Source organism: Paenibacillus cookii (assembly GCF_018333375.1).
GTDB classification, from domain to species: Bacteria; Bacillota; Bacilli; order Paenibacillales; family Paenibacillaceae; genus Paenibacillus_AQ; species Paenibacillus_AQ cookii.
On the sequence record NZ_BORW01000020.1, the window covers coordinates 86,896 to 98,209 of the forward strand.

Annotated in this window: 8 protein-coding genes; 2 read left to right on the forward strand and 6 right to left on the reverse strand. The window is 54.7% G+C overall.

What is annotated here, in order from left to right:
- Positions 1 to 96: 96 nt before the first annotated feature.
- Positions 97 to 2,739 (reverse strand): bifunctional lysylphosphatidylglycerol flippase/synthetase MprF, encoded by a 2,643-nt coding sequence (gene mprF / locus KI367_RS17390; RefSeq protein ID WP_212951178.1) that lies wholly within the window; start codon positions 2,737 to 2,739, stop codon positions 97 to 99.
- A gap of 139 nt (positions 2,740 to 2,878) precedes the next feature.
- On the opposite strand from mprF, the gene KI367_RS17395 reads away from it, so the two are divergent.
- Positions 2,879 to 3,190 (forward strand): ArsR/SmtB family transcription factor, encoded by a 312-nt coding sequence (locus KI367_RS17395; protein ID WP_036706189.1) that lies wholly within the window; start codon positions 2,879 to 2,881, stop codon positions 3,188 to 3,190.
- Positions 3,191 to 3,309: 119 nt separating this feature from the next.
- The gene (locus KI367_RS17400; RefSeq protein WP_212951180.1) at positions 3,310 to 4,434 is read left to right on the forward strand and encodes an NADH:flavin oxidoreductase; all 1,125 of its coding nucleotides are present in this window, start codon (positions 3,310 to 3,312) and stop codon (positions 4,432 to 4,434) included.
- A 134-nt stretch (positions 4,435 to 4,568) separates the two neighbouring features.
- On the opposite strand, the gene KI367_RS17405 is transcribed toward KI367_RS17400, so the two are convergent.
- The 5 genes from KI367_RS17405 to KI367_RS17425 form a co-directional block, all read right to left on the reverse strand.
- Positions 4,569 to 7,694, reverse strand: a complete 3,126-nt coding sequence (locus tag KI367_RS17405) for an MMPL family transporter (RefSeq protein ID WP_212951182.1) — start codon at positions 7,692 to 7,694, stop codon at positions 4,569 to 4,571.
- Positions 7,695 to 7,828: 134 nt separating this feature from the next.
- The gene (locus tag KI367_RS17410; RefSeq protein WP_212951184.1) at positions 7,829 to 8,440 is read right to left on the reverse strand and encodes a TetR/AcrR family transcriptional regulator; all 612 of its coding nucleotides are present in this window, start codon (positions 8,438 to 8,440) and stop codon (positions 7,829 to 7,831) included.
- 346 nt (positions 8,441 to 8,786) lie between these two features.
- On the reverse strand, positions 8,787 to 9,416 hold the full coding sequence (locus tag KI367_RS17415; protein ID WP_212951186.1) for an immunity protein Imm33 domain-containing protein: 630 nt from the start codon (positions 9,414 to 9,416) through the stop codon (positions 8,787 to 8,789).
- Positions 9,417 to 9,554: 138 nt separating this feature from the next.
- Positions 9,555 to 11,006: an FAD-dependent oxidoreductase gene (locus KI367_RS17420; RefSeq protein ID WP_306433248.1), complete on the reverse strand. Its 1,452-nt coding sequence runs from the start codon at positions 11,004 to 11,006 to the stop codon at positions 9,555 to 9,557.
- A gap of 82 nt (positions 11,007 to 11,088) precedes the next feature.
- Positions 11,089 to 11,314 (reverse strand): hypothetical protein (locus tag KI367_RS17425; RefSeq protein ID WP_212951188.1); only part of this gene is annotated, 226 nt, incomplete at its 5' end.

The following is an 11,314-nucleotide window of genomic DNA, read 5'->3' on the forward strand; positions in this document are numbered from 1 at the left end:
GATTGGTTATGGTTTTCCTAAGGCACCATGTCATGACATGCGCGCCACAGGCACGATCCCTAAGAAGAGACGCCGAGGAACGTAACTACGTATCCTCTACCTTTTTCCGCCTTGCCGCACCCTTCTCGACACCAGCCTCACCAAATCTACCGTAAGCGCCGGCAGCGACACCCAGGCGGGATAAGCCAGGAAACGCGGCTCCCATTCAGGGGAAAATTTCTCTTTATATCTCCGCAAACCTTTGAATCCGTACCAATGGCCGCCGTATTGGAATACGAGAGCCGCAAGCTTTTCCTCGCGCAGCGCGCTTTTGCTCTCCCCGACGCTGGACAAGGGCGCATTGCCGAGGTTGAAAACCTTGTATCCCTGGGCCTTGCACCACTCCAACAGCCGGATAAACAGAACATCCATCGTGCCGTTCGGGGTGCCGCTGCGGTGGCGCATCAAGTCGATCGACATCGTCCGGCCCCCGTCGTATCCCGGGGCTAGCGACGCAAACGCCAAGATCATGCCCTGATCGTCCCTGAGAACCGCGATCGGGGCTTGTTCCAAGTAGGTTTTATCGAACCAGCCGAGCGAAAAGCCCTTCTCCCTCCGCCCCTTGATCCATTGATCCGAGACCGTCCGAAGTTCTTCGAACAACGGATCGGCAAAAGGCGGGTGCACCACTTCGAAAACATACCCCTCGCGATCGAAACGGTTGCGGACGCTCCGCAGGTCGGCTGCCTTTTTGCCGCTGAGGGTGAAATTCTCCAAAGGAACGAGCGCTTCTTCCCCCAATTTAAAAAAACGGTAGCCGTGTTCATGGTAAACGGGCAGAAATTCGGGCGTCGCCTGGTAAAACACGACGGACATCGCGTATTCGTCGGCATACTGCTGGAATTCGGCAATGGCGTCCGGCACCAGCTTCATCGGTCCGATCGGGTCGCCCAGCACCACCAGCTTGTCCCTTGACTTGGCATAAGGAAGCAGCACCTGACCGTCCTGGGCCCAGAAAAAGCTTTTGTCTCCCGCAAACAGCATGTGGGTGAGCATATTGCCTTTGGTGTCCCTTAGGAAAAGCCGAAGCTTCTCAAGCTCCTCCGGACCCGCCCCGGTCGCGATATTCCGGTTCGGGCGCAGCAGCATCAGCATCGTCAGCAGCAGCCATGCGCCTGCCAGGCCAATGCATGCCGTCATGGCATACGGTTTCGGCCCGAACATCCAGTGGATGCGGTCGGCCGTCGGCAGATGCCTGAGCCAGCCATGGTGGACATGGCTTCCGATCCAGTAGTACGCAAAAGCGATGACCGCCGACAATGCATACCAGAGCACGTAGCTTCGGTAGTCGACGACGGCGCCCTTGCGGTAAAACCTGGACCGGGACATCCAAAGCGCAAGGCCGATGATCAGCAGAAAAATCGCTTCCTCGAAATCAAACGCCTTCGTAAACGTAGAAATCGCGCCGGCAAGCAGCAGAACCCCTGTCCAGACATATGCCCGGCGAATCCGCAGCGAAATGCCCCGGGAAAGAATAATGAGCATGAACCCGATAACGACCGTCAGCAGATGGGAGATGCGCATGATGGGCATCGACAGCAATTCCTCCGTCAGTTTCAGGCGGTAGAGCAAGCCGGGCATCGCAGCCGAGAGCAGGAGCGCGAGGCCGCTCACAAACACCAGCTTCCCGAGCGCCCACGCGCCCAGATCGCTTAAGAACCGGAATTGCCCCGGCCAACGCCACAACCGCTGCCATATGTTCAAAGGGAACTCCGGGGTCGCGTTTTCCCCGGCCCGCTTGGCCGCGCTGCCCAGCTCAAAGGCCGACAGGATCAGGCCGATCAGCCACGGCACGATGTAATAAAACAGCCGGAACAGGACAAGCACCGCCATGGACCGGCCGGAAGGGAAACCCATCTGCTCCAGCCCGAGCAGCACCATCAAGTCGAACGCCCCGATGCCTCCCGGCGCCATGCTCAGAATGCCGGCGATCGCTGCGACCGAATACATGCCGATCACGTCCCGGAAGGATACGTCGTGCAGGACGCTGCCGGCGATCATCCAAAAGGTGATGCCCGCGCAGGCCCATTCCAAAAGCGAAGCGCTGAGCGATACGCCGACGGTCGTCCACGGCGTTCTCCCTTCCCCGCGGTTAAACCATTTCGCAAAAAGCGAAGACCGCTGCATCAGGACAAATAAAGGCAAATACAAAGCCATCCCCCAGACGGCAAAAACAAGCCACCCATGCTCCTGCAGGAGCCCGTCCACGTTAAAAAGCCCAAAGATGATCCCCCAGGATAGGACCGACAGCCCCGTCACGACGACCGGGGAAAGGAACACGACGGCGGAAGCCATCAGTACCGGCGATATCCCGCTTCGTTTATATAAAATCGTCCGGAGCCCGGCCCCGGTCAATCCCGCAAATCCAATGATGTTGTTAAACGTGTTGGCAATCCACGCATACCGAAACGTGCTCCAGAATCCAACCTTTAACCGAAAATGGCGGCGGATCATAAAATCGTAAAGGCTCATCACCGCAACGGAAAAAAGGGCAAACAGGAAAATTTCCGCAACGGACGAAGCCGGGAGCCGGCGCAACTCCCCAAATGTGCGTCCAATGGAAATCTGGGACAGCTCCCTTTTCCCTTCCCAGTAGACGAATCCGATCACCGCAAGCGGGATGAGCAGCCGAACGGCTTTGATCCTATATATGGATGCCAGGACGCGGAAAATTTTGTACCGCTCCAGCGTTTCCTTCATCGTCAAGCACCCTTTCACTTGAAAAGATTGGAATCGAAGTCCTCTCCTATCCTAACAATAAAGCCATTCCGACACAAACCCCTGTCCCATGCCCAAAAAGGATATTTACATTTCCATAAAAATAGATATAATTAAACCCATGGATATATTATTAACGATCAAAGCATTGTCAAACGAAACCCGGTTTAACATTTTGGAATGGCTAAAGCATCCGGAGGAGCATTTTGGACCCCAGGAGCATATGCCTGCATCCTGCGATTTCAAGGGCGGCATTTGCGTCGGTTCCATTTCCGCGAAAACGGGGCTGGCCCAATCGGTCATTTCGGGTTATCTCGTCAAATTGCAGAAGGCAGGCTTGCTGGAATCCCGCCGGGCGGGACAGTGGACTTATTACAGACGCAATGAGGAGGGAATCAGCCGCTTTATCGAACAACTCAAGAAAGAGCTTTAGGCTTAAGAGCTTTCGTTTTCATGGTCTGCCATAAGCATAAAGCTCCTTCTTTTGATCATATATATCTATTTTTATAGAAATACAGAAAAATAAAATCTAGATTTTGGGAGGATCCATACATGAGCAACTCGCAGCAAAACATCCGCTCAACCGCATCCTTATTTAAGCCTTATACGTTGGGCAGCCTGACGATTCCGACGCGGGTCGTGATGGCGCCGATGACCCGCAGCTTTTCGCCGAACGGCGTGCCCGGCCCGGATGTGGCGGCCTATTACCGCCGCCGCGCCGAAAACGGCGTCGGCCTCATCATTACCGAAGGCACGCTGATCGACCATCCGGCAGCCACCGACGATCCGAACGTGCCGAACTTCCATGGCGAAGCGGCCTTGAAAGGCTGGGCCGAGGTCGTCAGACAGGTCCATGAAGCCGGCGGCAAAATCATGCCGCAAATCTGGCACATCGGCATGACGCGCCCCGTTGGCGCCCAGCCGAATCCCGAGGCGCTGCCGATCGGTCCATCCGGACTCGACCTGAACGGCAACCCCGTGACCGAGCCGATGACGGTGGCGGAAATCAAGCGCGTCATCCAGGCTTATGCCGATGCGGCAGCAAACGCAAAACGGATCGGCTTTGACGGCGTGGAAATCCACGGCGCCCACGGGTACCTGATCGACCAATTCCTGTGGGAAAGAACCAATCGGCGTACCGACGAATACGGCGGCGACATGATGAAGCGCGCCCGCTTTGCCATCGAAGTCGTGGCAGCCGTCCGCGCGGCGGTAGGACCGGACTTCCCGATCGCCCTTCGCCTCTCCCAATGGAAGACGACCCATTACGACGCGAAGCTGGCGGATACGCCGGAAAAATTGGAGCAGCTGCTGACGGCATTGGCCGAAGCCGGCGTCGATATTTTCCACTGCTCCACCCGCCGCTTCTGGGAACCGGAATTTGAAGGCTCCGACCTCAACTTCGCCGGATGGGCCAAAAAGCTGACCGGCAAAACGGTCATCACCGTCGGTTCCGTCGGTCTGGACGAAGCGTTCACGAGCCTATTTACCGAAGGCAAAGGCGCAGGCCAAAAGGACATCGACGAGCTGCTGAACCGCTTGGAAAAACAGGAATTCGACCTGGTGGCCGTCGGACGGGCGCTGCTGGCCGATCCCGAATGGGCTGCCAAAGTCCGCGAAGGCCGTTTCGGCGACCTGAAGCCGTTCACGCCGGAAGCCCTGAAAACCCTGGTGTAAGGCAGCCCGCTCCCCCTCTGTGGCGATCGCCTTTACACCTTCCATATAGATTAAAGAACCGGAAAGAGCTTACGCTCCTTCCGGTTCTTCTGCTTTATGGCCATCAATTTTGCCGCGTTTCATGAAGCTTCTTGTTACATCGGCTTGCCATCGGCATCCGAGCCGCTGACATGGACCGCTTTCAGCTGGTGTCCGCGTTTCTGCTGGAGCCGCTCCGGCATCGTGATCAGCGCCGGAACGAGCATCGGCAGCAGAATAAAGCAGAGCACGACCAGCCCCACGATGACCGCGGTAGCCAGCTCAATGAGCAGCACCAGGCCGGATGGAATAAGGGTCGCAAACGTTCCGCCCAAAATCACCATCGCCGAAATGATGACGCCGCCGACGCTTTTCGCCGCTTTGACGATCGCTTCGCCAGGGTTCATGTCGCCATGCTCCCGGTACCGTTCCATCAGGAAGATGCTGTAGTCAACCCCTACCGCCACGATGACGATAAAGGAGAAAAACGGCACGAACGAGGACACCCCGTCGGCTTTGATGATATACGTCGTCACCAGATTGGAGGCGCTCATCGCGACATAATAGGAAGCGATCAGCGACAGCACGATAAATACCGACGGCCAGAAGGAACGGATAACGAACAACAATACGATAAACACGCTCACGATGACGATCACGGCCGTGCTGTTGAAGGAATTCAACTGTTCCTTGTTCATGTCGTACGTGGTTGAGCTTGGTCCTGCCGCCCCGTAACTTGCGTTGTCCAGGACGGTTCCTTTCAGGCTGCCGGCGACCGTGTCGTTGATCTTTTCGATCGTGGCCAGCGCCGCCGGGGAATACGGGTCATCGTCCAAAATGACGAGCAGCTTCGTGATTTTCCGGTCTTTGGACATAAAGCTGTCCTCGGCCTTTTTGAAGTCCTCGCTTTCCACCGCTTCACGCGGGATAAAGAACGTCTTCGAACCGCTGAGCTGCGTCAGGAAATCGCCGGTTTTGCCCAATCCCTCGGAAATGTCCCCGAGTCCGCTGCCGCTCTTGTCGATGCCTTCCTTCAACTGCTTCATGCCGCCGGTAAGACCGGAAAGCCCGTCGATCAGCTGTTTCTGGCCGCTTTGCACTTCTCCGAGCGCCAGATTCAGCTTTTTCATGTTCGCCTCGATCTCCCGGGAACCGCTGCTGCCCTGCTCCAGGCCTTTTTGCAGCTCCGCCGCGCCCTTTTGCAAAGCCGCAAGTCCGGCAGCCATCTGCTTCTGGGCGGCCTGGATTTGGCCGAGTCCTCCCGCCGCCTCGCCAAGGGAACCGTTCAGCTTCGCAAAGTTGGCCTCCAGCTGCTGCAATCCTCCATTCAATTGGGCCAAGGAGGAAGCAAGCGTCGCGCCGGTCGCTTTCAGTTTCGCGTAATCCGGATCTTCCGCCAGCTCGCCGTGTTTGGCGCCCAGTCCTTCAATCAAAGCGTTCATGCCCGCCAAACCTTGCTCGATTTGCGGAATTTGTCCGCCGAGCTGCTTATAACCTGCCTCCAGCGCCGCGTAACCCTTCGAGATTTCCGACAGGCCCGCGCTGATTTTGCCCGTGTTTGCGCTGACGGCATCCAGGCCGCCTTTTAATCCGGCGATTCCTTTCTTCAGCTCGCCCGCGCCGCCGGCGCCTTTGCCGATGCCCGCGGCAACCTGGCCCAGGGCGTCCGTGATTTGGTCATAACCGTCTTTGACCTGCCCCGTGCCGTCTACCAGCTGGTTGGCGCTCGACGTATCCGGCGCAGCCAGTTTGCCCGCGATCTGATCCAGGCCGCTTTTGATTTGATCCACGCCTTTTTTGGAGGCCGAAATGCCGTCCGTGACCGTTTCCGACTGGCTGCTGATATAAAATTCGTCGATCGGCTTCGACTGCGGCTGCGTCACGCTGGCCACCGTTTTTACCCCGTCGATCGCTTTCAGCTTGTCGGTCAGCTTGTCGATGACGCCCAATGCTTCATTGTTGTCCATCGCCTTGTCGTCTTCGATGACGACGCTTGTCGGCAGCGCCTGCCCCCGGCTGAAATGCTCGGCTACAAGGCTGAAGCCTTTGGTGGACGGATAGCCGTCTCCCAGTTCCTTAAGCTGGTCGAAGGAAAGTTTTTGCGCGCTCGTCAGCAGCGCCGGAATCATCAAAATGACGATGATCACCGTCACGACCACCGGATACTTGACCGAGACGGACGTAAGCTTCGCCCAAAATTTGCTTTCTTTATGCCCCGCATTCTTTTTCGAAGGCCAAAAGAGCTTCGGACCAAACACCTTCAGCATAAACGGCGTCAGCGTCAGGATTTGCAGCACGAGCACGATGGTGCCGATCGCAACCACATTGGCGGACTTGTAAATGCCGAAGCTTGAGAAGCTCAATCCCGCAAAGGCGATAAAAACGGTGGCGATGCTGTAAATAATCGTTTTGCCTGCCGTTTTGTACGATGCGACGATCGCCTCGTCCACGGTCCGCCCATGCGACAACTCCTCTTTGAAACGGTTGAACAGCAAAATGTTGTAGTCCGTGCCGATCCCGAACAGGATAAGCACGAGCAGCATTTGCGTCACGCTGGTGACGGGGAAGTCCAGCTTGTCGATGATCTGCGCCGCGATCCCCATCGAAACCAAGTATGTGATGCCGACCGTCAGCAGGGACACGAACGGCGTGAGAATCGAACGGAACATGACGATCAGCACGACCAGAATAAAGATGACGGTAAGCGCCGCGCTTTTTTCCACCCCTGCGGTCGTCGCTTTGATATAGTCGTTTTGGATAAAATCCTCGCCGCTGAAGTAGTACTGCACGTTCACGTCCTTCAGCGCGTCCTTGAACTGCTTGTCGATCTCGTCGATGTTGCGCCCCATTTTATCCAGGCTGAAGCTCACCATCAGCGTCGTGTTGTCCCCGGAGACAAGGGACGACTTCGCATCCGGCGTCGTAAACGGATCGATCAATTGGCTGAAGCCGAGTTCGGATTGATGTTCGATCATGTTGCGGATCCCCGCCTCGATCTCCTTCATGTCCTGATCCGTCAGTTTGTTTTCCCTATGAAATACGATGATATCGCTGGTGCCGGTAGTGCCCGTCATTTTGTTGAGCAGCTTGCCCGCAACCTTCGACGGGCTGTCTTCCGTAAGCGGGTCCTGCCCCCGCTCATGCAAAATGGCGTTCACGTCCGGCTGAAACACGGTCAGCAGTACGGTAGCCACAAGCCAAAGCGCCAGAATCGCCCAGCGCCATTTGATGATTTGCCGCATCCTTTTGTTTTTCCTCCTCGGCTGAATTGTTAGTAAACAGGTGTTCATTTTTGAAACAAAAAAATAGGGCTTCCTATGCATCTTACAAAAATAAGAAAAAAATTATTCATCCGCAAAGAAATCCGGGCCCCGATTTAGTCGGGAAGCCCGCACATCATGCCCGCATGATACAGACGAATAAACTCGTTGACGAGCCGCTTGACCGTCTCCCCATCCTCATGCTCCCGCAAAATCAGGCAGACGCCTTCGACGATGGTTCCCGCCAGCATCCGCGCGCTTTGGCGCTGCTCGGCCGTCAGCTTCGCCGCGTGTTCGCGGCCGGAAGCAAACGCATCCTCCAAAATCGTGGTGACAAGCCGCACCATATCCGCTTTGACGCCGCTGTACTTCGATCCCGTGCTGCGGTTCATCAGGATGGTCAATTCCGCGCTGTACGCATCAAACAGCCCGACGACCGTATCCTCGATCATGCCGAAATACTTCATTTCGCCGTTGCCGTCGATATAGGAGCGGTCGAGCTCGTTTTTCAGACTCAGAAGATAGTCCAGCAGTTTCTCGTATACCGGTTTGACGAGCGCTTCGAACAGTTCCTCTTTGTTTTTGAAGTAGCGGTAAATGTTGCCCGTCGTGATGCCCGCCGCCGCCGAAATCCGGCGCATGGAGGCATCCGCGTAATCATGGGATTTGAATTCGGCCAAGGCAGCCCGCAATATGTTTTGACGAACGTCTTCCTTTAGCGTTTGCATAAATAAACACCTGTTTACTATTATTTTGATGAAATTATTATATAGCGCCGGCATGCCGGTTGGCAAATCGCGGTCCACATGGACATACGAAGGAGGGTTAAGCCCGGCAGCTACCGGGTTCAACCCTCTGTCCGGGAAGGGATGTTGCTTGAGGATGCGCGTGGGGAAATGTCGGGGAATTCGTTGGGAGGATGTAAGGACTTGCTTTCTTTTATCAGATTACCAAGAACAAGTTTGAAAAAAAAACTAACCAAAGTTAGATTTTTCCACCAAAATTCGTTTTTCCGGGTCATAATTATGGATGGGTATGGCATGAAAAACGTCGTTTTCTGTTGATTTTTGATCCTTACCCGTTGTTGTAGCCGTCCCAGTCGAAATCATCGACCTTCACGAACCTTCCCGTTGCCGGATCCCGTTCGTAGGCGCATTGCGGCGCGTCATCGATGAACTCGAGGATCGAATCGTCCATATTCAGCACGACGCCGATGGAAACGACCTGCAAATGGTCGGCATGTTCCCAATAGTCTTCTTCTTCATACCCGCTTGATGCGGTCCATCCGGTGTCGCCGTCCCGATTGGGAAAGTCCCTCAGCAAAAAGTTGAATTCTTTCCTCGCAAGCACGTCGCGGCTTACCACGATCCTGTTGTCAAAATAGTAATCCCACCGCTGCTCCTCGGGGTCTTTATATTCGGTGTCGCACACATGCTCGCCGCGAAAATGAACGGTTTCGCCCCGGACCGGCTGCTCCATGCTTACCGGCTCGTTCACCAGCGTGCCTGCAAAACGGTCCCCGTCCCTTTCCGTAATTTCGACCCACATCCGTTCGCAAACGTAGTCCTCTTCCGCGCCGGACATAAAAAGAAGTCTGACCCGATCGCCTTCCCCGAGCTTTTCGATGACGGAAGGCGACGGAACGTAAAACGTATACGGCGCTTTTTTATGGCGTTCCAGCGCGCTGTCGAGATACCAAGCCATTTTTTAGAGTCCCCGCCTTTTTGCAGTATTTTGAATGCAATCTTTTCATCACTATAAAACCTGTACCCCGAGGATTCAATAGCCGATAAAAAAGCCCCGCCAAAACGGGGCATTGCCTTTGCAGCCGATAATCTTTCTTCAAATATGTTCGACATCGATGTGATGTCTTCGTTTCAGATACTGGTGAATCCGCTTGAAGTCTTCCGGCGTCAGCTCCTTCAGCCGTTTCCGGTCTGCTTCGTACCCGAGGATGATTCCGATCGTCTGGGCCGCCAGCGCGTTGTTGGCCATGATCCGCGACGAACCGTATGCTTTGATGTCGGCCCCGATGTTTTTTCCGACGACGAGCACGTTGTCGTATTCCTTCAGCTCGAAAGAGCGGAGCGGAATCCCGTAGGCATCCGGCACGCCGAAGCCGATTCCGTGCGGGATGTGAACCGTTCCCTGCAGGTCGACCGGATAAGCGCCGATGCTGACGTTATCCCAAAACATCCTGCCGCCCATCACGTCCTCGTATTTGAGCACGTAGTCCGTTTCGAACCGGTTGAAATCGCGGATATACAGGTAGCTTGGAAATCCGTTTAATTCCGCCTGTTCAAACCCGGGGAGACGGGAACGCAAATATTCCAGGATACGCGGCGCCTCCGCCTCTCCCTTTCGCATCGCCTCTTTGACGGAGGCATCGCTGGACGGATCGACGTTATACATGATTAAGGCGTTAATGATGACCTTCCCGTCCCCCTGGTTCGCCATGTTGAGGCCACGCAGCCGGACGAGCTTTTCGGCGGGAACGTATTGGGCCATGACGTTGCTGAACCCTACCGCGAAGTTCCAGTCTACGTAGGTATTGGGGCCAAAAACCTTCCGGACGTTGGACAGCGGGTAATGCTTCAGCACCTCTTTGCTGAGTTTTTTCCAATCGACGTTTTTAAAGTTCAGCATATAAGTAGCGCCCATATAGTCGGGCTTATGGCTTTTTTCGATCGTCTCCATGCCCGGAATCCGCCGTTTATGCTTAAGCCGGCCCGTCAGGGCATTAAAATCGGTGTTTTCCACCCAATAGCCGGCCTCCACCTTATAAGTCTTCCGATCCCGGTCCTTATAGGTGAGCGATTTCATCCGATGGCCTTTGCCTGCGGCATCTTCCTCCACGCCGCTGATGGTAATGCCGCTTTTAAGCGTTATATCTTGAATCAGCTTATCGTAATAAGCCTGGAATTCGTGCAAGTCGCGGATTTTGCCCTTGTTGTACCCGTCAAACAGTGCCTTGAGCTCGCCTTGTACCAGGCTTTTGCGCTCCTTGTTCATAGGCTCGTCGAGAAAGAGCATTTGACCCTGGATCAACTCTCCTCCGGGTTTCTCCCGGGGATCGAGGATCAGGACGCTCCGTCCGAGATTTTGGGCTTCCTTGGCGAGGAGTACCCCTTGAATTTCGCTCCCGATGACGACGATGTCATAACGGCTGCAGCCTTCCCCGCAGGATTCCGGCTGGCTGATCCGCGTCAATCCGCGCGGAAGAAAAAAAGTCATGATGAGCAGGGATACCATGCCCAGGAGCATAAGCTTCCACGTTTTTTTTGACCGACGCACAGGCAATAATCAGCTCGCTTCTTGATAAGATGAAAATGAATTTTTTAACACCGTAAAGCTCAAGACTAACGTTTCCTATTTATTACTTTTTTTCAAATCGCCTCCGTTCCCAATATACAATATTTAACACTCCGCTTACAATCCAAAGGATGAATATTAAGAAACATATGCTAAAATATTGATCCTGAATTTCGAAAGTAACATCGTCTGAAAAACAAGAAAAGGGCTCCAATTCTTTGGTAGAATGGTGTTTGTCCAGAACATCACCTACAAAGAAAGGAGCACCTTTTAGATGAAGTCTACCACAC

Coding starts and splice junctions, on each gene's coding strand:
- mprF (WP_212951178.1), bottom strand. CDS start 2,739: ATGAAGGAAACGCTGGAGCGGTACAAAATTTTCCGCGTCCTGGCATCC.
- KI367_RS17395 (WP_036706189.1), top strand. CDS start 2,879: ATGGATATATTATTAACGATCAAAGCATTGTCAAACGAAACCCGGTTT.
- KI367_RS17400 (WP_212951180.1), top strand. CDS start 3,310: ATGAGCAACTCGCAGCAAAACATCCGCTCAACCGCATCCTTATTTAAG.
- KI367_RS17405 (WP_212951182.1), bottom strand. CDS start 7,694: ATGCGGCAAATCATCAAATGGCGCTGGGCGATTCTGGCGCTTTGGCTT.
- KI367_RS17410 (WP_212951184.1), bottom strand. CDS start 8,440: ATGCAAACGCTAAAGGAAGACGTTCGTCAAAACATATTGCGGGCTGCC.
- KI367_RS17415 (WP_212951186.1), bottom strand. CDS start 9,416: ATGGCTTGGTATCTCGACAGCGCGCTGGAACGCCATAAAAAAGCGCCG.